The sequence below is a fragment of the Streptomyces zaehneri genome (genome assembly GCF_032248645.1).
Lineage (GTDB): Bacteria > Actinomycetota > Actinomycetes > Streptomycetales > Streptomycetaceae > Streptomyces > Streptomyces coriariae.
Genome location: NZ_JASTTJ010000024.1, coordinates 84,652 through 107,401, shown reverse-complemented (window position 1 = coordinate 107,401; position 22,750 = coordinate 84,652). Strand labels below are relative to the sequence as shown.

The following is a 22,750-nucleotide window of genomic DNA, read 5'->3' as shown; positions in this document are numbered from 1 at the left end:
GTGCTGCGCCGACACGGCACCACCCCCGCCGCAATGGCCCTGCGAGGCCAGAATCGCCGCTCGGGACGACGTGGCTCAAGTTTCAAACACCCTGTGGATGTTCACCAGGGTTGCAGGGGGTTGCAACGTGTCGGTGGTTGTGACCGGACTATGCCCCTCCGTCACCCGTGGACGGCAAGATGGGGCCTTCAGCAAGACCGGAAACAGTCGGCGCAGAAACTTGACATCCGGTTGTCCGACTGTGTGTTCCCGGGAGGCCCAGTGGTGATGCCGCCGATGAACGTGCCGCAGCTCGCGGCCACCGACGCCGCGCGGGCGGCGCGGGTGCTCAACGAGGTGCGCGACGCCCGGCTGGCCGGTCAGCGGGCGCGCGTCGCCCCGCGCCCGGTGATCGAGCAGTCCTGGGACCGGATGCTGCGCAGCGGTGTCGACCCGGACCACGATTTCCGAGCGGGGCTGCTCAGCGCCGACGAGGTGCGGCGCAGGCGGGAGGAGTCGCCGTTGCGGGAGGTGCTCCCGGTGCTGCGCGAAGGGCTGCTGTCGGTCGCGGACGTCGCCCACCACATCATGGTCGTCGCCGACGAGGAGGGCCGGGTGCTGTGGCGTGAGGGCTGCGGGCCCGTGCTGCGCAAGGCCGACGGGCTCGGCTTCGAGCTGGGCGCGGACTGGGGCGAGGCCGTGGTCGGCACGAACGGGGTGGGCACGCCGGCGGTGGTGCGCCGTCCCGTGCAGGTGTTCGCCGCCGAGCACTTCGTGCGCTCGCACGCTGCCTGGACCTGCGCGGGCGCCCCGATCACCGACCCGCGCAACGGCAGGCTGCTCGGTGTGGTCGATGTCAGTGGGCCGCTGGAGACGATGCATCCGGCCACGCTCGCCTGGGTCGACTCGGTGGCGAAGCTCGCCGAGTCCAGGTTGCGGGAGAGGCACCTGGGGTCGTTGGAGCGGTTGCGCGCGGTGGCGGCTCCGGTGCTGGCCGGGCTGGGCGGTCGGGCGGCCGCGGTGGACGGGGACGGGTGGACGGCCGCGGTGACCGGGATGCCGTACGCGAGCCGTATCCCGCTGCCCAAGTCGCCTTCCCCGGGGCGCCGCTGGCTCCCGGCACTGGGCCTGTGCTCGATGGAGCCGCTGGCCGGGGGCTGGCTCGTGCGGTCGGTGGACGACACCGCGGAGTCGGCGCCGCACGGCGCGAGCCGGATCGTGCTGGACCTGACCCGGCCCCGGCGCTGGTCGGTGACCGTGTCGGGGGGTGCGGGTTCGTGGTCCCACGAACTCAGTCCCCGGCACGCCGAGTTGCTCTACCTGCTGGCGGCCGACCGGGGCGGCCGCAGCGCGGCGGGCCTGGCCGAGGACATGTTCGGCGACCCGGGCCGTACGGTGACGGTGCGGGCCGAGATGTCCCGGGTGCGGCGGTATCTCGGGGGTTTCCTGGAACATCGGCCGTATCGTTTCTGCGAGGACGCCGAGCTCGAGGTGCTCCTTCCGGCGGATCCGAAGGGCCTGCTGCCGCATTCGACCGCGCCCGCGGTGGTGAGAAACCGGGCGGCGGCACCGTAGCAACAATGGTTCACCCGAGTCCGTCCGGTGGCATCTTCCGCATATTTGCGGAGTCTTCGCCCCCAGGGCGCCCGACTGCCGTAGCATCCCTCTACGGGTCACCCCACCTGCTCCTCGGTCAACGTACGGATCATCAGGCGCAGTTGGCCCGCCTCGGGAGGGCAAATGAAGCAACGCGGCCGACACCGCCGGCGCAGACGAGGCAGGGCACTGCGGGCGTTCCTGTCCGGAACCGCTCTCGCGCTCACCGCTGCCGCCACCATGATCAGCGCCTCCCAGGCAACGGTCACGGACGACGGGCCCGGGGACCTGAAACCGCTTACGACCTCGGCCGAGACCGGAAAACTGCGCCTCACGGAGAACCGGGTACCGCAGGCCTCCCTGGACCGGCTCGCCGCGGGAATGGGGCGACCCGTCGGTGTCGGCGCGGTGCTGGACTCGGCCGACCGCACCCTGCGGGACGCGATCGACTGCTCGGCCACCGAGCGCAGGGCTCTGCCCGTCTCCCCCGCGGCCTCGCGTGCCTACTGCTGGAACACCGACGACACCCAGGGCTGGCAGCCGGGCGCGGTCACCACCTCGGGCGACGCGGACGACGACGGCGTCTGGGGCTCGAACCGGGTGATCCTCTCCGGCTGGTCGCGCAGCGGCGGCACGGCCGCCGACCGGGGTCTGGCCCGGGTCGGCTTCGTGAACGCGGGCGACCTCAACCACCTCACCTACACCTGGGCCCTGCTCGCCGTCCCGGTGGACGAGGGGCGGGACTACCGGGGGCTGGTCTCGCATGTCTCGGGGATGGTCTGGTACCAGGACAAACTGCTGGTCACCACCGACGACGGGGACCGGGCCGCGCTGTATGTGTACGACATGAACCGGATCCAGCGGGCCGGCGTCGCCGGCGACGCGGTCGGGCGGGTGCCGGGCGGCTGGTCCGCAAACGGTTACCGCTTCGTACTTCCGGCCATCGGTTCCTACGAGCTCAGCGGGGCCTCCGACGCCCCGCACCCCGCAACCGTTTCCCTCGATCGCAGCACCGCACCGGACAGCCTGGTCGCCGGGGAGTGGACCCTCGACGACGGCGACCGCAACGCCCGCCTGTGGCGCTACCCCTTCAGCACCGCCCCTGGCCACGAGGGGCTGCTCGCCACGAGCGCCACCGGCCGGGTACGGGCCTCGGAGGCGTACGAGACGAAGGTGACGGGCGTACGGGGCGTGCTGTCGTACGGGGAGGAGTGGTACGTGACCCGTGCCGCCGGCCCGCGGGACAGGCAGGGGACGCTGTGGCGGCAGGACGCCGGCGAGAGCGACGACGACAAGACGCACACGTCCGAGGCGGCCGTGTGCGGCGCCGAGGAAACGCACAACTGCTGGAGCCCGCAGACCGAATCCCTTTCCTACTGGGAGGCGACCGGCGAGGTCTGGACCCAGTCGGGACGTGTGCTCTTCGCGCTGCCGCTGGCCTCGATCGACAGAACAACCGGGTAGATGATTCCCTGACGGGCATGACCAACATCCCCGTGACCACCTGGTCCCTGGAGCAGACCGCCCCGGACGACGTCCTGTCGGCCGCCGCGCCCGAGGGCGACGTCCGGATCGTCCGCTCCGAGGTCCCCTCCCCCGAGTTCAGCCGTTTCCTGTACGCGTCCGTCGGCGGGGACATCCGCTGGATCGACCGGCTGCGCTGGACGTACGCGCAGTGGCAGGAGCATCTGGCGCGTCCGGGGGTCGAGACCTGGGTCGCCTACGACCGGGGCACGCCGGCCGGGTACGTGGAGCTGGAGCCGCAGGACGACGGTGCCGTAGAGATCGTTTACTTCGGCCTGATCCCGGCCTTCCGGGGACGGCGCATCGGCGGGCACCTGCTGGCGTACGGTGCCGCCCGGGCCTGGGACCTCGCGGACCGCTGGCCGGGACTGCCGCAGACCAAGCGGGTGTGGCTGCACACGTGCAGCCTGGACGGCGAGCACGCCATGGACAACTATCAGCGACGCGGTTTCAAGCTGTTCGACACCAAGGTCGAGGAGCAGCCCGAGGTGTCCGCGCCGGGCCCCTGGCCAGGGGCTCTCCCCGCCTGACTCCTCGCCCATACCGGCTGTGACCTGCGCCGACAAGAGGCCCCGCGGGTCATGTGATCGACGACACCATTGTCTCACATTTCGGGACCAGGGTGTCCGCATCGCGGACGAAGCTGGACTGTGTCCAGATCGCCGTGACACGCTTTCGCCATGTCCGGAACTGGAATTGCCTTGGTGAGTCGGCGACACGTCGACCTCGGCCGCATGTCCAGCGCCATCTGTCCGGCGAGCTGACGAGCCGCAGCACCGCCGACATCTCCGTTCGAGCCTCCCGCCTGCGCAACGACGCGCAGGCATGCTCCATGCGCCCGCGCGCGCAGGTCAGTGCCGCCCGCCCGACACCCGACCGCCACCCCTGCCGGACGGCGCCAAGCGCCGACACCCTCCTCCGCTGTCCCGAAGGACGTATCAACCATGGCCGCCACCCCGCAGAACCCTGCCGCCGCGACTCCCCGCCGCAAGGTGAGCCGTCACCGCGGTGAGGGCCAGTGGGCCGCGGGACACTTCACCCCGCTCAACGGCAACGAGCAGTTCAAGAAGGACGACGACGGTCTCAATGTGCGGACACGCATTGAGACGATCTACTCCAAGCGGGGTTTCGACTCGATCGACCCCAACGATCTGCGCGGCCGGATGCGCTGGTGGGGCCTGTACACCCAGCGCAAGCCGGGGATCGACGGCGGCAAGACGGCGATCCTGGAGCCGGAGGAGCTGGACGACAAGTACTTCATGCTGCGCGTCCGCATCGACGGCGGCCGGCTCACCACCGAGCAGCTGAGGGTGATCGGCGAGATCTCGCAGGAGTTCGCCCGCGGCACCGCCGACCTCACCGACCGGCAGAACGTCCAGTACCACTGGATCCGCATCGAGGACGTGCCCGAGATCTGGAACCGCCTCGAGGCGGTCGGCCTGTCCACCACCGAGGCCTGCGGTGACACGCCCCGCACGATCCTCGGCTCGCCGGTGGCCGGCATCGCCGAGGACGAGATCATCGACGGCAGCCCGGCCGTCGACGAGATCCACCGCCGGTTCATCGGCAGCAAGGAATTCTCCAACCTGCCGCGCAAGTTCAAGACGGCGATCTCCGGCTCCCCGCTCCTGGACGTCGCCCACGAGATCAACGACGTCGCGTTCGTCGGCGTCGAGCACCCCGAGCACGGCCCCGGCTTCGACCTGTGGGTCGGCGGCGGGCTCTCCACCAACCCGAAGATCGGCGTCCGGCTCGGCGCCTGGGTCCCGCTGGACGAGGTCCCGGACGTCTGGGCGGGCGTGATCGGCATCTTCCGCGACTACGGCTACCGGCGCCTGCGTACGCGGGCGCGCCTGAAGTTCCTGGTCGCCGACTGGGGCCCGGAGAAGTTCCGCCAGATCCTCGAGGACGAGTACCTCAAGGGCAAGCTCGCCGACGGCCCGGCGCCCGCCGCCCCCGTCGAGCGCTGGCGTGACCACGTCGGTGTGCACCGCCAGCGGGACGGCCGTTTCTACGTCGGTTTCGCCCCGCGTGTGGGCCGCGTGGACGGCGCAACCCTCACGAAGATCGCGGAGCTCGCCGAGGCGCACGGCTCGGGCCGGGTGCGGACCACCGTCGAACAGAAGATGATCGTCCTCGACGTCGAGGAGGGCCAGGTCGAGCCGCTGGTCGAGGCGCTGGAGGCGCTGGACCTGACCGCCAAGCCCTCGCCCTTCCGGCGCGGCACCATGGCCTGCACCGGCATCGAGTACTGCAAGCTCGCCATCGTCGAGACCAAGCAGCGCGGCTCCGCGCTCATCGACGAACTCGAGCGCCGCATCCCGGAGTTCGACGAGCCGATCACCATCAACATCAACGGCTGCCCGAACGCCTGCGCCCGCATCCAGGTCGCGGACATCGGCCTCAAGGGCCAGCTGGTCCTGAACGACCAGGGCGAGCAGGTCGAGGGCTTCCAGGTGCACCTGGGCGGCGCGCTCGGACTGGAAGCCGCTTTCGGCCGCAAGGTCCGCGGCCTGAAGGTCACTTCGGAGGAACTGCCGGACTACGTGGAACGCGTACTGAAGCGGTTCCAGGACGAGCGGGAGGACGGCGAGCGGTTCGCCGTCTGGGCCACACGCGCCAGCGAGGAGGCCCTCTCATGAGCGAGCGGGCCGCACCCTTCTACTGCCCCTACTGCGGCGACGAGGACCTGCGTCCGAGTGAGCAGGGCCACGGCGCCTGGGAATGCGCGGCATGCAACCGCGCATTCCAGCTGAAGTTCCTCGGGCTGCTCGCCCGGGGCGTTCAGCGCACCGACCCGGGAGGGGACCGGATATGACGACGCTTCAGGAAGGCCGTACGACCGACGAGTTGAAGGCGCTCGCCGAGCAGGCGGGCCGCGACCTGGAGGAGGCCTCCGCGCTGGAGATCCTCCAGTGGGCGGTGGACACCTTCGGCGAGCGGTTCTGCGTGACGTCCTCGATGGAGGACGCCGTGGTCGCGCACCTGGCGTCCCGGGTCCGCAAGGGCGTGGACGTGGTGTTCCTCGACACCGGTTACCACTTCCCCGAGACCATCGGCACCCGGGACGCGGTCGAGGCGGTGATGGACGTCAACGTCATCACGCTCACGCCGCGCCGGACGGTCGCCGAACAGGACGCCGAGTACGGGCCGAAGTTGCACGACCGCGACCCGGACCTGTGCTGCAAGTTGCGCAAGGTGCAGCCGTTGGAAGAGGGACTCAAGGGCTACCGGGCCTGGGCCACCGGCCTGCGGCGCGACGAGTCCGCGACCCGGGCGGGTACTCCGGTCGTCGGCTGGGACGACAAGCGGCAGAAGGTCAAGATCTCGCCCATCGCCCGCTGGACCCAGGACGACGTCGATGCCTACATCACCGAGCACGGTGTCCTTTCCAACCCCCTGCTGATGGACGGTTACGCCTCCGTCGGCTGTGCCCCGTGCACCCGCCGGGTCCTGGCGGGCGAGGACGCGCGCGCCGGCCGCTGGGCGGGACGCGCGAAGACCGAGTGCGGGCTGCACGGCTGACCGCGATGACCTCGAACTCGACGAACACCCCCACGCCCACCCCCACTTCAACGAACCGGGAGAACCACGTGACGACCGGAGCCACCGTCTGGCTCACGGGTCTGCCGAGCGCCGGCAAGACCACCATCGCGTACGAGCTGGCCGGCCGACTGCGCGAGGAGGGCCACCGTGTCGAGGTGCTCGACGGCGACGAGATCCGCGAGTTCATCTCCGCGGGCCTCGGTTTCAGCCGCGAGGACCGGCACACCAACGTGCAGCGCATCGGTTTCCTGGCCGAACTGCTCGCCCGTAACGGCGTCAAGGCCCTGGTCCCGGTGATCGCGCCGTACGCCGACAGCCGGGAAGCGGTGCGCAAGCGCCATCAGGAGAGTGGAACCGGTTACCTGGAGGTGCACGTGGCGACCCCGGTCGAGGTGTGCTCGGTCCGGGACGTGAAGGGTCTGTACGCCAAGCAGGCGGCGGGCGAGCTGACCGGGCTCACCGGGGTCGACGACCCCTACGAGGCCCCGGAGTCGCCGGACCTGCGGATCGAGTCCCAGGACCAGACCGTGCAGGAGTCCGCGGCGTCGGTGTACGCCCTGCTCACCGAGAGGGGACTGGCATGACGACGACCGTCGCCGAGGCCGAGGAGGGCACGGCCGGCCCGTACGCCCTCAGCCACCTGGACTCGCTGGAGTCCGAGGCGGTGCACATCTTCCGCGAGGTGGCGGGCGAGTTCGAGAACCCGGTGATCCTGTTCTCCGGCGGCAAGGACTCCATCGTCATGCTGCACCTGGCCCTCAAGGCGTTCGCGCCCGCCCCGGTTCCCTTCTCGCTCCTGCACGTCGACACCGGGCACAACTTCCCCGAGGTCCTCGAGTACCGCGACCGGGTCGTCGCCGCGCACGGGCTGCGCCTGCACGTGGCCTCCGTCCAGGACTACATCGACCGCGGTGCGCTGCGCGAACGCCCCGACGGCACGCGCAACCCGCTCCAGACGCTGCCGCTGACGGAGAAGATCCAGTCCGAGAAGTTCGACGCCGTCTTCGGCGGCGGACGCCGCGACGAGGAGAAGGCCCGCGCCAAGGAACGGGTTTTCTCCCTGCGCGACGAGTTCTCCCAGTGGGACCCCCGCCGCCAGCGCCCGGAGCTGTGGAACCTCTACAACGGCCGGCACGCACCCGGTGAGCACGTGCGGGTGTTCCCGCTGTCCAACTGGACCGAGCTCGACGTCTGGCAGTACATCGCCCGGGAGGGCATCGAACTGCCCGAGATCTACTTCGCGCACGACCGGGAGGTCTTCCGGCGCGGCGGGATGTGGCTGACCGCGGGTGAGTGGGGCGGGCCGAAGGACCACGAGACCGTGGAGAAGCGCCTCGTGCGCTACCGCACCGTCGGCGACATGTCCTGCACCGGCGCCGTCGACTCCGCCGCGGTGACGCTCGACGACGTCATCGCCGAGATCGCCGCCTCCCGGCTCACCGAGCGCGGCGCCACCCGCGCCGACGACAAGATGTCCGAGGCCGCGATGGAAGACCGCAAGCGCGAGGGGTACTTCTAAGCATGAGCACGATCACCTCCGAGGAACTCTCGGCAACGACCCTCCTGCGGTTCGCCACGGCCGGATCCGTCGACGACGGCAAGTCCACGCTCGTGGGACGGCTCCTGCACGACTCCAAGTCGATCCTGAGCGACCAGCTGGAGGCCGTGGAGCGCGCCTCGGCCAACCGCGGCCAGGAAGCCCCCGACCTGGCGCTCCTCACCGACGGCCTGCGCGCCGAGCGCGAGCAGGGCATCACCATCGACGTGGCCTACCGCTACTTCGCCACGCCCCGGCGCCGCTTCATCCTCGCCGACACACCCGGTCATGTGCAGTACACCCGCAACATGGTGACGGGCGCCTCCACGGCCGAGCTGACGGTGATCCTGGTCGACGCCCGCAACGGGGTTGTGGAACAGACCCGCAGGCACGCGGCGATCGCGGCCCTGCTCCGGGTTCCGCACGTCGTTCTCGCCGTCAACAAGATGGACCTGGTCGAGTACAGGGAAACCGTCTTCGCGGAGATTGCCGAGGAGTTCACGGCGTACGCGAGCGAGCTCGGTGTTCCCGAGGTCACCGCGATCCCGATCTCCGCGCTCGCCGGTGACAACGTGGTGGATCCGTCGGCGAACATGGACTGGTACGGGGGGCCGACCTTCCTGGAACACCTGGAAACGGTTCCGGTCAGCCACGACCTGGCGCACTGCCACGCTCGGCTTCCGGTGCAGTACGTGATCCGTCCGCAGACCGCCGAGCACCCGGACTACCGGGGGTACGCGGGCCAGATCGCGGCCGGCACGTTCCATGTGGGCGAGGCGGTGACGGTTCTGCCGTCCGGCCGTACCTCGACGATCTCCGGCATCGACCTGCTGGGCGAGCCGGTGGACGCGGCGTGGACGACCCAGTCGGTGACCGTGCTGCTCGCGGACGACATCGACATCTCGCGCGGCGACCTGATCGTGCCCACCAAGGACGCACCGCCCACCACACAGGACGTCGAGGCGACCGTGTGCCATGTGGCCGACCAGCCGCTGACCGTCGGACACCGGGTGCTGATCAAGCACGGCACCCGCACGGTCAAGGCGATCGTCAAGGACATCCCGTCCCGTCTCACGCTCGACGACCTGTCCCTGCACCCGCACCCGGGACAGCTCATCGCCAACGACATCGGCCGCGTGAAGATCCGTACCTCGCAACCGCTTCCGGTGGATTCCTACGCCGACTCCCGCCGCACCGGCTCGTTCATCCTGATCGACCCGGCCGACGGCACCACGCTCACCGCGGGCATGGTCGGCGAGTCCTTCGCCTCGCCGGAGCCGGTCAAGGACGAGTCCGACGACGACGGTTGGGACTTCTGAGAATGACGACAACCGACTTCTACTCCACGTTCGCGAAGGAGGGCGGCCGCATCGGCAGCGGCGCCCTCGGCAGCGGGCAGGGCGGAGTGGCGCGATGTGCGCTCTGACGTACGCGCACTGCCTGCGCGCCCCGTCCCCCCACCCGCCGTCCCGGAAGCGACGAAAACCCTTTGCCGATTTCCCGGCCACGACCTGAAACCCGTGACCGCCGGGCCAACGAGAGGAACCCCTCCCGTGCCTGCCAACCGCTCAGTTCTTCTTCGCCGCGGCCTCGCGGCCGTAGCGGCCCTTCCCCTGCTCGCCCTGGCCGCCTGCGGTTACGGTTCCGAGTCCAAGGACGACAACGCCAACGAGAAGGTCGCCGCCGGATCGGAGAAGATCGACGGGCTCGACACCGTCAAGATCGGCTACTTCGGCAACCTGACGCACGCGACCGCACTGGTCGGCCGTGAACAGGGCATCTTCCAGAAGGCGCTGGGCGCCACCAAGGCGTCGTACGCGACCTTCAACGCGGGCCCCTCCGAGATCGAGGCGCTGAACGCCGGTTCCATCGACATCGGCTGGATCGGTCCCTCCCCCGCGATCAACGGTTTCACCAAGTCCGCCGGCAAGAGCCTGCGCATCATCGGCGGTTCGGCGTCCGGCGGTGTGAAGCTCGTCGTCAACCCGGACAAGGTCAAGTCCCTCAAGGACGTCAAGGGCAAGAAGATCGCGACGCCTCAGCTCGGAAACACGCAGGACGTGGCGTTCCTGAACTGGATCGCGGACCAGGGCTGGAAGGTCGACGCGCAGAGCGGCAAGGGTGACGTCACCGTTGTCCGCAGCGACAACAAGGTGACCCCGGACGCGTTCAAGGCCGGTTCGATCGACGGTGCCTGGGTGCCGGAGCCGACCGCGTCCAAGCTGGTCGCCGAGGGCGGCAAGGTGCTGCTCGACGAGGCCTCGCTGTGGCCCGACAAGAAGTTCGTGATCACGAACATCATCGTGTCGCAGAAGTTCCTCACGGAGCACCCGAAGGTCGTCGAGGCGGTGCTGAAGGGTTCGGTCGACTCCAACAAGTGGATCAACGCCAACCCGGCGGCGGCGAAGGCCGCGGCGAACAAGCAGCTGGAGGCGGACTCCGGCAAGGCGCTGCCGACCGAGGTGCTGGACCCGGCGTGGACGTCGATCCAGTTCATCAACGACCCGCTGGCCTCCACGCTCAACGCCGAGGCGGAGCACGCGGTCAAGGCGGGTCTGCTGGAGAAGCCCGACCTCAAGGGCATCTACGACCTGAGCATCCTGAACAAGGTCCTCAAGGCCGAGGGCGAGTCCACGGTCGACGACGCCGGTCTCGGCGTCAGCTGATTCGGAATCCGATGAGTTCCCAGGAGGTGACGACCATGGCCACGACCTTCGCCAAAGCCGCCGAGTCCGCGGAGTCCGTGGAGTACGCGGCCCGGCTTGAGCACGTCTCGAAGTCCTTCGCCGGGCCGGGTGGGCAGCAGCTCGTCCTGGACGACATCACTCTCGATGTCGCTCCCGGCGAGTTCGTCACCCTCCTGGGGGCTTCGGGCTGCGGCAAGTCCACCTTGCTCAACCTGGTGGCGGGGCTCGACGAGCCCACCGCCGGCTCCATCACGACGGACGGCCGCCCGGCGCTGATGTTCCAGGAGCATGCCCTTTTCCCGTGGCTGACCGCGGGCAAGAACATCGAGCTCGCCCTGAAGCTCCGGGGAGTCGCCAAGCCCGAGCGACGCGACAAGGCGGAGGAGCTGCTCGAGCTGGTGCGGTTGAAGGGCGCGTACGGAAAGCGTGTTCACGAACTTTCCGGCGGTATGCGGCAGCGCGTGGCGATGGCCCGCGCGCTGGCGCAGGAGAGCAACATCCTGCTGATGGACGAGCCGTTCGCGGCGCTGGACGCCATCACGCGGGATGTGCTCCACGACGAACTGACCCGGATCTGGGGGGAGACGGGACTGTCCGTCCTCTTCGTCACGCACAACGTGCGGGAGGCGGTGCGGCTCGCGCAGCGGGTCGTCCTGCTGTCCTCCCGGCCCGGCCGGGTGGCGCGCGAGTGGACGGTCGACATCCCGCAGCCGCGCCGGATCGAGGACGCCCCGGTGGCGGAACTGTCCATCGAGATCACCGAAGTCCTGCGTGGGGAGATCCGCCGTCATGGCCAGCACTGAGACGAAGACGACGGTGACGAAGGCGGTTACCACCGAGCTTGCCGGGGTGGAGGCGGGGCTCGACGCGCTGGACGTCGTGGCGCCCACCGGTCGTACGCCCTTTCGGCGGACCTTCATCGACAAGATCCTGCCGCCGATCCTGGCGACCCTGCTGCTGCTGATCGTCTGGCAGATCACCTTCAAGATCGTCGACGACCCGACCAAGCTGGTCTCCCCCGTGGACGTCTGGCGGGCGCTCCAGGACGCCTGGCTCGAGGGCAAGCTGCTCGGCTACATCTGGACCAGCGTCTCACGCGGTCTGCTCGGCTTCCTCTTCGCACTGGCGATCGGCACCCCGCTGGGGCTGCTGGTGGCACGCGTGAAGTTCGTGCGGGCGGCGATCGGTCCGATCCTGTCCGGTCTCCAGTCGCTGCCGTCGGTGGCGTGGGTGCCGCCGGCCGTGCTGTGGCTGGGTCTGAACAACTCGATGATGTACGCGGTCATCCTGCTCGGTGCGGTGCCGTCCATCGCCAACGGGCTGGTGTCCGGCGTCGACCAGGTGCCGCCGCTGTTCCTGCGGGCGGGCCGCACGATGGGCGCCACGGGGCTGAAGGGAACCGTGTACATCACGTTGCCGGCCGCCCTGCCTGGCTACGTGGCGGGTCTGAAGCAGGGCTGGGCGTTCTCGTGGCGTTCGCTGATGGCGGCGGAGATCATCGCGTCCTTCCCCGACCTCGGCGTCGGACTCGGTCAGTTGCTGGAGAACGGGCGCAACGCCAGTGACATGTCGATGGTGTTCGAGGCGATCCTGCTCATCCTGTTCGTCGGCATCGCCATCGACCTGCTGATCTTCAGTCCGCTGGAGCGGTGGGTGCTGCGCAGCCGTGGTCTGCTGGTGAAGAGCTGAAGTCACATGTACAGGAAACCGGTTCCTCCCGTTCTCGTGGTGATCGCCCACGGCAGTCGTGACCCGCGGCACGCGGCGACCGTGCACGCCCTGGTGCGGCGGGTGCGGTCGTTGCGGCCGGGCCTGCGGGTGGAGACCGGTTTCCTGGACTTCAACATCCCCTCCGTCCACGGGGTGCTGGAGTCGTTGGCGGCGGAGGGCGTCCGTGACGTCGTGACGCTGCCACTGCTGCTGACCCGCGCGTTCCATGCGAAGGCGGACATCCCGGCGGTCCTGCGGGACGCTCCGGCACAGCTGCGGATCAGGCAGGCCGAGGTGCTCGGCCCGTCGCCGCTGCTGCTCGCCGTCCTCGAACGGCGGCTGTACGAGGCCGGCCTGACGCCCGCCGACAAGTCCTCGACCGGGGTCGTGCTGGCCTCGGCGGGGTCCACGGACCCGGAGGCGATCGCAGTGATCGCAGAAATCGCGCGGGAGTGGCGGCGCACCGGTTGGTGTGCCGTGCGGCCTGCGTTCGCCTCCGCCGGTTCTCCCTCGGGGTTCCCGAGCACCGAGGACGCGGTCCGCGAACTGCGGGCGCTGGGGTGCTCGCGGGTCGCGGTCGCGCCGTACGTCCTGGCCCCCGGCTTCCTGCCGGACCGCATCGCGCGCGGCGCGGCCGCGGCGGACGTCCTGGCCGACGTGCTGGGTCCGGCGCCCGAGGTGGCTCGGGTGCTGCTGGAACGGTACGACGCGGCGCGTACGCCGACGCTGGCGGCCGTCGGCGCCTGACCGTGACCGGCGGCGTGCTTTCTCACGCCGCGAGGAGATCTCTTTCCGTTTCGGTACCGGCTTCTGCCTGATCCCGTGTCTGCTGCGTTACCGGCTTCTGTTTCTGATCCCGTTTCTCATCCTGCTTTCCGCTGCGGGACCGGTTTCCCTTACTACAGCGGTTTCCGCTGCGGGACCGGTTTCCGTTGCGGGACCGGTTTCCCTTACTACAGCGGTTTCCCTTACGCGACCGGCTTCCGTTGCCGTACCGGTTTCGGTTTCGATGGCGGTTTCGAAACGTCTGCCTCCCCCGGGTCCAGCGTCGCCGGCTGCCGGCCGGCAGCCGGGCGTGCGCGCCGCGAGCAGACATCGGCGTGCACCCCACGTGCCACACCCGACAGCCTGTGCCCGCGCCCCGACACACCCTGCGCCCCCAGCGGCCGGCCCGAGGTGATCGCTCAGCGGTTCACTCGTGCGGCGCCCTGCCGGGGATCGCGGCCGCTCGCCGCGAGCGCCCGCTCGAACACCGGGGCGTCCTCCGGCACCGGCACCACCGCCGCGAAGCCGTCGTACTGGCGGTAGAGGTCGCCGTGCCGTTCGACCACGTCGAGGACGAAGCGGGCCGCGTCGTCCGAGATGCGGAACTCCTGGTCGGTGGCGACCGCCACGTCCCAGCCGTGCACCGCCATCTCCTTGACGATCATCGCGGCGATCTCGGCGGCGGGCATCGCGGCCATGCCCAGGTCGACCTCGCCCTCCCACACGGCCGGCTCCGCCCAGGCCGCGACCGCGCGCTCCAGCTGGTCGGCGTATGCCTCGGCCCACTGCGGGTCGGCGGTGAAGTCGCGGGCGACCAGGTCGTCGGGGAGCTGCTTGCGCAGGGCGCGGTGCTCGAGACCGTGGGAGGTGTAGAGGACCCAGTGGTCGACCAGGGTGCGGACATCCCAGCCAGGGCAGTGCGTCGGATCGTTCAGCCGGGCCGCCGGGACGCCGCGGGCGACGCGTGACGCCTCGGCGGCGCATTCGGACATGTACTGGTGCGTCTCGTCGTACTTCATGGGTCCCACGCTAGGCAGCGGGGTGCTCAGGACTCTTGAACAAACGCGACAGCGCCGGCGGTCCGGTCCTCGGCCAGTCGGATCAGTTCCGGCAGCGGCAGGGAACCGGGTGACCTGCGCTCCCGGGCGAACTGGTTGGCAAGCCGTTGCAGCAACTCGTTCAGCGGGGTCGGTACGCCGTGCAGACGGCCGAGGAGCGCGATCTCTCCGTTGAGATGGTCGGCCTCGATGCTGCCCGCACCACGGCTGAGGGACTGCCAGGAGGAGCCGCCGCCGCGCGGGGCGCCGTCGAGCGGGACGAGGGTGACCTTGTCGCCGCGCAGGGCCTGCTGCTCCTCGGTGTCGGCCCACACGATCCCGGCGGCGTGCAGCACGGCCTCGCCCTCGGCCCGCACCCTCGCGTACAGCGCCTCCGCCTCGGGGTCGTTCACCGGGCCGCTCAGCGCTTCCAGGGCGTTTGCGAGGTTGGACAGCAGCTTCGCGTACTGCCAGCGGGAGACGTCGGGCACGACCGGGGCCTCGAAGTGCGCCTTCTCCAGGTCGGCGGCGATACGGCGGGCCGTGTCGTCGGTGCCGTGCGGGTACCGGCCGAGGTGAAGGATGCCGGTGAGCGGAGTGCCGGCGGCGGAGACGACACCCGGTTCGACATGGCCGGCGGGCAGCCAGACGCAGACGCCGTAGACGTGCCGGAAGCGGCGCAGGGCGAGGCGCGGGCTCTCCACGCCGTTCTGCGCGCAGACCAGGGCCAGTCGCTCCGCGGCCGTGCCGCCGCCCTCGACCGGGGCCGGGCCCCAGACCTGGAGTGCCGCCTCGGTGTCCTGGGTCTTGACGGCGAGGAAGAGGACGTCGTCGGGGCGCAGCGTGCCGAGCGCGTCCGGTCCGTCGACGACGGGCAGCCGGTACGCCAGTTCGCCCTGCGGAACCCTGAGCCGCAGTCCGCCCTCCGTGAGCGCCGCCCGGTGCGCGCCGCGTGCGACCAGGACGACCTCGTGCCCGGCCTCCGCCAGTCGTCCGCCGACAGCTCCGCCGATCGCGCCTGCCCCGATGATGATGTAGCGCATGGGACGAGCCTCGCACAGCCGTGTACGCACGGTCGCGTGTGTGCACAGTCGTGTGTTCGCACCGTCGAGAGCGTGCCGTGTACGCACGGTCGCGTGTGTGCACAGTCGTGTGTGCGCACCGTCGAGAGCGTGGGGAACGATCCGCACGAGGTCGACCTTGTCCCTGGGGCCGGGCCGAGGGTCCGTAACGGCACGGAACCGCTTCCCTGGGACGGCTGAGGGCTGTCGGGGTTGTGGAACACGACGCGCTCACCGAGGACGATCTGGCCCTCGTGGACGCCGTGGCCCCGCCCGCACCCACGAGGAGATCCGCCGGCACCTACGCCGATCCGCGGCTCGTGGTGGCCCGCGAGATCCTCTCCCTGGCGCCCTTCCGCGGTCTGCGCAGGGTCACGCTTGCGTCATCTCCACCAGTTTGACGACGGTGTTCCAGTTCCGGGTGGTGGCGATGAGCCCCTTGTTCACCCGCGGCTTCGACAGTTGCTCGGCCAGCTTGGACCGGCCGAGGCCCTCGGGGGCGTAGAGGTACAGGACGCGGTCGCCGAGGCGGAACTCCTCGGGAAGGTGGGCGGCCCGGTCGATCCCGGCGTAGCGCTCCGCTTCGACGGAGGTGGAGAAGTACGTGGCGTGGAGTTGCTTGGCCTCCAGCTCGGCGGCCGGGAACGGGCAAGCGTCGGCAACCGCTTTCAGATAGGCATGGTCGCGGACGATCACGCCGACGGCGAAGCCGAAGTGCTTCTCGATCGCCGCCGTGAGCTCGGCGGCGAGGCGCTCCTCGTCCGCGTGCGTGGAGGAGAAGACGGCCTGGCCGCTCTGGAGGTAGGTGCGGACGTCCCCGAGACCGAGCCCCTCCAGCAGGGTGCGCAGTTCGGCCATCGGGACCTTTCTGCTGCCGCCCACGTTGATGCCGCGCAGCAGTGCCGCGTACGTAGTCGTCATCCGTTCACCTTAAGCGGCCGTCGTGCCCCGTGGGGGTGGGCACGACGGCCGCGGCCGGGGTGGGGCTTCGGGCGAAACTCTGGCCGACCGGCGGGATGCGGAGCAACACCTGCCGGACATCTCCACAGGCTCGTGACTTGTTCAACAAACTTTCGTAATCACCATTCCGGCCTTAACCCCCGAACTGCCCGTCGGCCTTCGCCACCGACGCTCACCGGCGGCCTGCACGTCGGCCCGGGCCGACGGTCCGTCCCGGCGGCCTGCACGTCGGCCGGCGTCACCGGCCGCACCCTGATCGTCATCCCCGAGATCCCCGGATAGATGTAGGGGACCTCTGTCCTCCCCAGCGGTGAGACGGCGGGGTCCGACGGGAGGAGTCGGGTGTCCGGCACCTCACCGGACAGCACGACGAGATGGCTTTATCCAGCCCATACCTTCGAATCTGAAGGTGGCGGCAGGGGGTTGCCACCGCATCACAAGAGGGCAGGCCCGTCATGGGGAACGGAGATATACGGGTGCGGGGCTTCGCCGCGCGGGCCGGCGGCTGGAGCGCCCGGCACCGATGGGCCGCCGTGGGCATCTGGGTGCTGTTCGTCGTCCTGGCCATGGGGATCGGCTCGGCGGTGGGCACGGTCGAGGTCAAGGAGAGCGACCAGCTCGGGGGCGAGACCCACACGGCCGCCCGGATCATCGAGGACGCCGGCATCGACGAGCCGGCCAGTGAGACGGTCCTCGTCCAGTCGAAGGACGGCTCCGTCAAGGCCACCGACGCGGACTTCAAGGCCGCCGTCGCGGCGGTCGTCGCAGCCGTGGAGAAGACCGGCAAGGTCACCGACGTGACCTCGCCCTACGACTCGGACACGATCTCCGCGGACGGTCGCAGCGCGCTCGTGCAGTTCGACATGCGCGGCGACTCCGAAACCGCGGGCGAGCGGGTCGAGCCGGTTCTCGAGGCCGTCGAGGGGGTCCGGAAGGACCACTCCTCGCTGCGGATCGAGGAGATCGGCGGCGCCAGCATGATGAAGACGTTCGACGACGCGTTCGGCGACGACTTCCAGCAGGCGGAGTACTCCGCCGTGCCGGTGGCCCTGGGCATCTTGCTGATCGCGTTCGGCGCGCTGGTGGCGGCGCTGCTGCCGGTGGCGCTCGCGGTCACCGCGATCATGGCGACGATGGGCCTGATGAGCATCGTCAGCCACTTCCAGCCGATGGACGACACGGCGAGCTCCGTGATGCTGCTGGTCGGTCTGGCCGTCGGCGTCGACTACTGCCTGTTCTACCTGCGCCGGGAGCGCGAGGAGCGGGCCGCGGGACGTGATCCGGAAACCGCTCTCAGGATCGCCGCGGCGACCAGTGGCCGTGCCGTGATCGTCTCCGGTGTGACCGTGTGCGTGGCCATGGCGGGCATGCTGTTCACCGGGCTCGCGACGTTCGAGGCGATGGGCCTGGCTTCCCTGATGGTGGTAGCGGTCGCCATGGTCGGTTCGGTGACCGTGCTGCCCGCGCTGCTGTCGTTGCTCGGCCGGCGGGTGGAGAAGGGGCGGATCCCGTTCCTGCACCCCGAGAAGCGCCGCAGGAACGGCAACGGCGGGCGCGCCGACGAGGGCAGCCGGTTCTGGAGCGCCGTCCTCAAGGTCGTCCTCGCCAAGCCCGGTGTGTCGCTGGTCGTTGCGGCGGGCGTGCTGCTCGCGATCGCCGCTCCGGCGGTCGGCATGAAGACCCAGAACCTCACCCTGGACCAGGAGTTCGGTGACTCGCTGCCCATCGTGCAGACCTACAACCGGGTCAACGACGCTTTCCCGGGCGGCTCCGAACCGGCCGAGGTGGTCGTCAAGGCGGACGACATCAACGCCGCCGAGGTGAGGACCGCGCTCGCGGAGTTCAAGGAGCAGGCGGTCAGCTCGGGCGCCTCCCGCGGTCCGGTCGAGATCAAGCTGCACGACGCGCAGAACATCGCCTACGTGTACGTTCCGCTGGTGGGCGGCTCCGACCTGGACAAGGCGGGTACGAGCCTTGACAGGCTGCGCGACGAGGTGCGGCCCGCGACGCTGGGCAAGGTCGACGGCCTCCAGGCGCCGATCACCGGTCAGGTGGCCGGTTCGAAGGACTTCAACGACCAGTTGGCCGGAGCCGTCGCTCCCGTCTTCGCGTTCGTCGTGGTCTTCGCCTTCCTGCTGATGCTGCTGTCGTTCCGCTCGCTGACGGTCGCGATCACCTCGATCGTGCTCAACCTGCTGTCGGTGGGGGCCGCCTACGGCATCCTGGTCGCCGTCTTCCAGCACGGCTGGGGCGCGTCTCTGGTGGGCGCGGAGGGCGTCGGCGCCATCATCACCTGGCTGCCGCTGTTCCTCTTCGTGATCCTGTTCGGCCTGTCGATGGACTACCACGTGTTCGTGGTCTCGCGGATCCGTGAGGCGCGGATGCGGGGCCGTTCGACGAACGAGGCCATCAAGCACGGTGTGGTCACCACGGCCGGTGTGGTCACCAGCGCCGCGGTCATCATGGTCGCCGTGTTCGCCATCTTCGGAACGCTGTCCATGCAGTCCATGAAGCAGATGGGCGTGGGCCTGGCGGCCGCGGTGCTGATCGACGCGACGATCATCCGGGGTGTGCTGCTCCCGGCCGTGATGGCGCTGCTGGGCGAGCGCAACTGGTACCTGCCGAAGTGGCTGCACTGGCTGCCCGATCTCACGCACGACGAGTCGCCCGAGCAGGTCACGCCGGTGACCCGGGACGACGAGGGCGAGCCGCTGCGGGTCTGACGCCGGCCGAAGCCCGCTGAAGCGGTCGGAACCGAGGGCCCGTTGACCTCCCGGGGGAGTCAACGGGCCCTCACTCACGTCCTGTTCGGAGTTCTGCCGGGTTCCGGTGTCCGGCCCGTTCCGATGTCCGGCCCGTTCCGGTGCCAGGCCCGGGACCGGACCAACGGCGGTCGAGGGGCGGTCCAGAACGCATCAGGACGGTTGTTCAGGACCGCTGCCTGATCAGCTCGGCCTCGATGAGGTCCACCGCCCGGCGGGTGCCGCCCTCCTGCGCCATCTCCGCCCGGATCACCTTGAGCCGACGGGCCACCTCCGGGTCGTCGACGAGCGCGAGGGCGGCTTCCCGCAGGGCCTCGGCCGTCGCCTGGGCGGTGGCGAACTGCCGGGCCACCCCGAGCCCCTGGAGCATGTCCGCGTTGCCGAACTGGTCGACGGCCTGCGGTACGGCGATCATCGGCGTGGCCGTGGCTAACCCCTCCTGACTGCCGCCCGCTCCGGCGTGCGTGACGAACAGGTCGGCCTGCTTCAGGACTGTCGACTGCGGTACCCAGGAACGTACTTCGACGTTGTCGGGTACGGCGCCCAGCGCGGCGCGGTCGACGTGTTTGCCGATCTGGAGCACGAGGTGCCAGCCGGGCAGCTCACCGAAGGCGCGCACGCACTCCCGGTAGAAGTCCGGCCGGTCGGTGAAGGCCGAACCCAGCGAGACGAGAACGACCTTCTCCGCCCGCTCGGGGCGCGTCCACTCCCCTTCGGTGGCGCGGTCGCCCTGGCAGGAGCCGACGAACGTGTACACGCTTTCGTCGACCCGGCCGGCGTGCGGCTGGAGCGCTCTGGGGATCAGCACGAGGGAGCGGGCCGGGCGGCCGACGAAGGAATCGGGGTGCTCGGTGATCCCGTTCTCCTCCAGCCAGGCGTGGAACCGTGCGTAGTAAGCCTTTCCGCGCTCCGTTTCCCTCGGCTCCGCCCACATCGGTTCGGCGATCTCCTCCTCGTAGCCCTCCCAGGCGACCAGGTTGGGCGAGAGGGAGAGCGCCGGCACGCCCCAGCGGTGGGCGAGGACACGGGCCGGGTAGGCGGTGATGTCGTGCAGCACCAGGTCCGGCTCGTCCCCGTCGTACGCGTCGATCAGCTGGGGCAGGGCCTGGATCGCGTCGGCCAGGAAGGGCTCGACGTTGTCGAGGAGGGTGCTCCCCCAGGCCGAGGGGTCGTCGTCGGGCGTGGGCAGCGTCGAGTGCCACGGCTTGACCTCGGCGCCGGTACCGGCGACCTTCTCGGCGAAGACGGGCGGAATCGCGTACGTCACCCGGTGCCCGCGCGCGACGAGCTCGCGGATCACCTCGAGGCTCGGGTTCACGTGGCCGTGGGCGGCGATGGAGAACATGGCGATATGAGAGGGGCGACTGGTCATACCGTCGACCGTAAACGAGACGAGACGTCTCGTGCAATGTGAATATCGCGGGTCAGCCCTCGGGACAGCGCTCGCCGGATCCTTCGACGCTCCGCCCGAGCGCGTTCGTCACCTTCACGGTCACAGCCTTCGTACCGGTACCGGCGTCCGTGGTGCGCTGCGCCTGCGCTGCCGTACAGATCAGCTGCGCCATCGCGAGGTCGCTCAACTCCTCGGTGACATACCGCAGATGGATCGAGACCACGCTGCCTCGGGCGTTCACCGACACGGCGGCCGACGCAGCGGCCTCGGCGGTGGAACCGCCCGGCGGCCCGGCGGTGGGAGGCGCACTCGCCAGGGGCGTCGGGACGGATGTCGGTGCGGCCGTCAACGGGGGCAGCAGCGTGGTCAGTCGCTTCGCCCGTTCCGTATCCGTCGGGCCCTCGAGCAGGTTCATCACCGCCGACCCGGCGTCGACCGCGCCCGCGGGCCTGCGGGGGACGGCGACCAGGGAACCGTTCTCGACGAGGTAGACCCGCAGCATCGGCACGAGCCCGTGCGCGGGCCCGCCCGCCTCCACGACGCCGGTCGCCGGAATACCGCAGGAGACCAGCGTCCACAGTGCCGGGACGCACAGCAGCACGGCTCGGCGTACGGCCCTCATGCCCGCTCCTCCCGCGTCGGCCCGCCCCGTGCCCGCCCCTCCAGCGTGGGGCAGTCCGGCGCCGGGCCGTCCGGCGTCGCCTCGTCCCGCCACAGCGGGAGGTCCACCGTGAAGACGGCGCCGCCCTCCGGCCGGTTCGCCGCCCGGACCGTGCCGCCGTGCATCCGGACGTTCTCCTCGGTGATCGCCAGTCCGAGTCCGCTGCCCTCGGTCCGGGACCGGGCGGCGTCCGACTTGTAGAAGCGTTCGAAGACATGAGGCAGCACGTCGTCGGGGATCCCGGGCCCGCTGTCCAGCACCTGGATGACCGCCCGCCGTCCGGTGCCGGGCCCCTCGCCCCCGCTGCCGCCCTCGTGGAGGCTCAACCGCACCGGACGGGCGCCGTGCCGCAATGCGTTGCCGACCAGGTTGGCGACGACGACGTCGAGGCGGCGCGGGTCGACGCGTCCGCGCAGCGCGTCCGGCCCCGGCAGGCGGGCCTGCACCGTGTCCGTCCAGCCCCGGGCGGCGAGGGTGCGCCGCAGGGACTCGGCGAGGTCGATCTCGTCCAGATGCAGCACGGCCGCGCCCGCGTCGAACCGGGAGATCTCCATCAGGTCGTCCACGAGCCTGGCCAGCTTCACGGTCTCCTCGCTGATCAGGCGGACCGCGGTGGCGGTGTCCGGGTCGAGGCCGGCCGCGTCCTCGTCGAGGACGTCGGTGACGGCCGACATGGCCGCCAGCGGAGTGCGCAGCTCGTGCGAGACGTCCGCGGCGAAGCGCCGGGCCCGGGCTTCCATGCCGCGCAGTTCGGCGACCGACCCCTCCAGGGCGGCGGCCGTCTCGTTGAACGTGTGCGACAGCTCGGCGAGTTCGTCGGAGCCGTCGACGGCGAGACGGGTGTCCAGTCGGCCTTCGGCGATGCTGCGGGTGGCGTGGCGCAGTGCGCGCACCGGTCGCAGCACCCCGCGGGCGGCGAGCAGCGCGAGCAGGACGGCGAGGGCCAGGGCGGGGACGGCGGCCCGCTCCACGGCGGTCACCAGGGCGTCCACGTAGGCCTGTTCGGTGGTCTGCGGCACCGTCAGGAACACCTGGAGGCCGGACAGGGGCCAACTGCTCGACACGGTGGAGGTGAAGGCGACGGACATGCCGACGACGAGTGCGGTGTGGTCCGCTCGGTTCACCCGCTGGAAGACGGTGGCCGACCGGGCGTCGACCGCCTGGCGCAGGGCGGGCGTCAGCTCCTCGAACGGGTCGTCGGGGACGGACGTGGCCTCCTGCCCGCGGTAGACGACCAGCACGCGCCAGGCGCCCGACGGCTCGGCGCCGGCCACCTCGGCGGCGAACCGGCGCAGTTCGTCCCGGTCTGCGGGCAGGGCGAGCTCGGGGGCGAGCCGGGTGACCTGGGCGCGCAGCAGCTCGATCACGGCGTCCTGGCTCTGCTGGAGCACTCCGGTGCGCGCCTCCCGGAAGGTGAGCGCGCCGGTGGTGGTGGCGGTGACCGCGGCGACCAGCGCGAACGCCACCACCAGCCGCACGCGCAGACCACGCAGTCGGTGCGTCCCGAGCCGAGGCCCCAGGGGCCTCAGGGG

Annotated in this window: 20 protein-coding genes and 1 pseudogene; 15 read left to right on the top strand and 6 right to left on the bottom strand. The window is 70.4% G+C overall.

Translation table 11 applies throughout. The features are described 5' to 3' along the window. Positions 1-276: 276 nt before the first annotated feature. The 14 genes from QQM72_RS32330 to QQM72_RS32265 all read left to right on the top strand — a co-directional run bounded on the left by QQM72_RS32330 (position 277) and on the right by QQM72_RS32265 (position 13,326). The gene (locus QQM72_RS32330) at positions 277-1,554 is read left to right on the top strand and encodes a GAF domain-containing protein (protein WP_314224379.1); all 1,278 of its coding nucleotides are present in this window, start codon (positions 277-279) and stop codon (positions 1,552-1,554) included. Between the two features lie 165 nt (positions 1,555-1,719). Continuing rightward, positions 1,720-3,039 (top strand): hypothetical protein, encoded by a 1,320-nt coding sequence (locus tag QQM72_RS32325; RefSeq protein ID WP_314224378.1) that lies wholly within the window; start codon positions 1,720-1,722, stop codon positions 3,037-3,039. A gap of 17 nt (positions 3,040-3,056) precedes the next feature. Beyond that, complete coding sequence (locus tag QQM72_RS32320; RefSeq protein ID WP_314224377.1) at positions 3,057-3,629, top strand: GNAT family N-acetyltransferase; 573 nt, start codon at positions 3,057-3,059, stop codon at positions 3,627-3,629. Between the two features lie 150 nt (positions 3,630-3,779). Continuing rightward, entirely contained in the window at positions 3,780-3,863 is an 84-nt protein-coding gene (locus tag QQM72_RS32315) for a putative leader peptide (RefSeq protein ID WP_309486338.1), read from the top strand. A gap of 180 nt (positions 3,864-4,043) precedes the next feature. Beyond that, positions 4,044-5,741, top strand: coding sequence for a nitrite/sulfite reductase (locus QQM72_RS32310; RefSeq protein WP_314224376.1), 1,698 nt, complete (start codon positions 4,044-4,046; stop codon positions 5,739-5,741). Continuing rightward, positions 5,738-5,917, top strand: a complete 180-nt coding sequence (locus QQM72_RS32305; protein ID WP_054243299.1) for a hypothetical protein — start codon at positions 5,738-5,740, stop codon at positions 5,915-5,917. Before QQM72_RS32310 ends, QQM72_RS32305 begins: the two co-directional genes overlap by 4 nt. Continuing rightward, on the top strand, positions 5,914-6,624 hold the full coding sequence (locus tag QQM72_RS32300; RefSeq protein ID WP_314224374.1) for a phosphoadenylyl-sulfate reductase: 711 nt from the start codon (positions 5,914-5,916) through the stop codon (positions 6,622-6,624). The genes QQM72_RS32305 and QQM72_RS32300 overlap by 4 nt, the downstream gene beginning before the upstream one ends. A gap of 5 nt (positions 6,625-6,629) precedes the next feature. Further along, complete coding sequence (gene cysC, locus QQM72_RS32295) at positions 6,630-7,229, top strand: adenylyl-sulfate kinase (protein ID WP_314224373.1); 600 nt, start codon at positions 6,630-6,632, stop codon at positions 7,227-7,229. Then, positions 7,226-8,164: a sulfate adenylyltransferase subunit CysD gene (gene cysD, locus QQM72_RS32290; protein WP_314224372.1), complete on the top strand. Its 939-nt coding sequence runs from the start codon at positions 7,226-7,228 to the stop codon at positions 8,162-8,164. Before cysC ends, cysD begins: the two co-directional genes overlap by 4 nt. A gap of 2 nt (positions 8,165-8,166) precedes the next feature. Further along, complete coding sequence (locus QQM72_RS32285; protein WP_314224371.1) at positions 8,167-9,501, top strand: sulfate adenylyltransferase subunit 1; 1,335 nt, start codon at positions 8,167-8,169, stop codon at positions 9,499-9,501. A gap of 234 nt (positions 9,502-9,735) precedes the next feature. Next, positions 9,736-10,848, top strand: a complete 1,113-nt coding sequence (locus QQM72_RS32280; RefSeq protein ID WP_314224370.1) for an aliphatic sulfonate ABC transporter substrate-binding protein — start codon at positions 9,736-9,738, stop codon at positions 10,846-10,848. Between the two features lie 11 nt (positions 10,849-10,859). Then, positions 10,860-11,672, top strand: a complete 813-nt coding sequence (locus tag QQM72_RS32275) for an ABC transporter ATP-binding protein (RefSeq protein ID WP_037733517.1) — start codon at positions 10,860-10,862, stop codon at positions 11,670-11,672. Further along, entirely contained in the window at positions 11,659-12,558 is a 900-nt protein-coding gene (locus QQM72_RS32270) for an ABC transporter permease (RefSeq protein WP_314224369.1), read from the top strand. Before QQM72_RS32275 ends, QQM72_RS32270 begins: the two co-directional genes overlap by 14 nt. Positions 12,559-12,564: 6 nt before the next feature. Beyond that, a complete protein-coding gene (locus tag QQM72_RS32265; protein ID WP_314224368.1) occupies positions 12,565-13,326 on the top strand; it encodes a sirohydrochlorin chelatase in 762 nt (253 codons plus the stop codon). A gap of 437 nt (positions 13,327-13,763) precedes the next feature. Here QQM72_RS32265 and QQM72_RS32260 read toward each other — a convergent pair whose 3' ends face one another. From QQM72_RS32260 to QQM72_RS32250, 3 genes are all read right to left on the bottom strand, one after another. Beyond that, positions 13,764-14,363 (bottom strand): TIGR03086 family metal-binding protein, encoded by a 600-nt coding sequence (locus QQM72_RS32260; RefSeq protein ID WP_314224367.1) that lies wholly within the window; start codon positions 14,361-14,363, stop codon positions 13,764-13,766. A 26-nt stretch (positions 14,364-14,389) separates the two neighbouring features. Further along, complete coding sequence (locus QQM72_RS32255; protein ID WP_314224366.1) at positions 14,390-15,424, bottom strand: ketopantoate reductase family protein; 1,035 nt, start codon at positions 15,422-15,424, stop codon at positions 14,390-14,392. Positions 15,425-15,814: 390 nt separating this feature from the next. Further along, positions 15,815-16,363, bottom strand: coding sequence for a DUF1697 domain-containing protein (locus QQM72_RS32250; RefSeq protein WP_314224365.1), 549 nt, complete (start codon positions 16,361-16,363; stop codon positions 15,815-15,817). Between the two features lie 494 nt (positions 16,364-16,857). Between QQM72_RS32250 and QQM72_RS32245 the strand changes: the two genes are divergently transcribed. Next, positions 16,858-19,125: an MMPL family transporter gene (locus tag QQM72_RS32245; protein WP_314224364.1), complete on the top strand. Its 2,268-nt coding sequence runs from the start codon at positions 16,858-16,860 to the stop codon at positions 19,123-19,125. Between the two features lie 205 nt (positions 19,126-19,330). Here the strand turns inward: QQM72_RS32245 and mgt are convergent. The 3 genes and pseudogenes from mgt to QQM72_RS32230 all read right to left on the bottom strand — a co-directional run bounded on the left by mgt (position 19,331) and on the right by QQM72_RS32230 (position 22,747). Then, a pseudogene (gene mgt / locus QQM72_RS32240) lies at positions 19,331-20,582 on the bottom strand (macrolide-inactivating glycosyltransferase). Positions 20,583-20,588: 6 nt separating this feature from the next. After that, entirely contained in the window at positions 20,589-21,179 is a 591-nt protein-coding gene (locus QQM72_RS32235) for a hypothetical protein (RefSeq protein ID WP_314224363.1), read from the bottom strand. Next, positions 21,176-22,747 (bottom strand): sensor histidine kinase, encoded by a 1,572-nt coding sequence (locus QQM72_RS32230; RefSeq protein WP_314224428.1) that lies wholly within the window; start codon positions 22,745-22,747, stop codon positions 21,176-21,178. Before QQM72_RS32230 ends, QQM72_RS32235 begins: the two co-directional genes overlap by 4 nt. Positions 22,748-22,750: the final 3 nt, after the last annotated feature.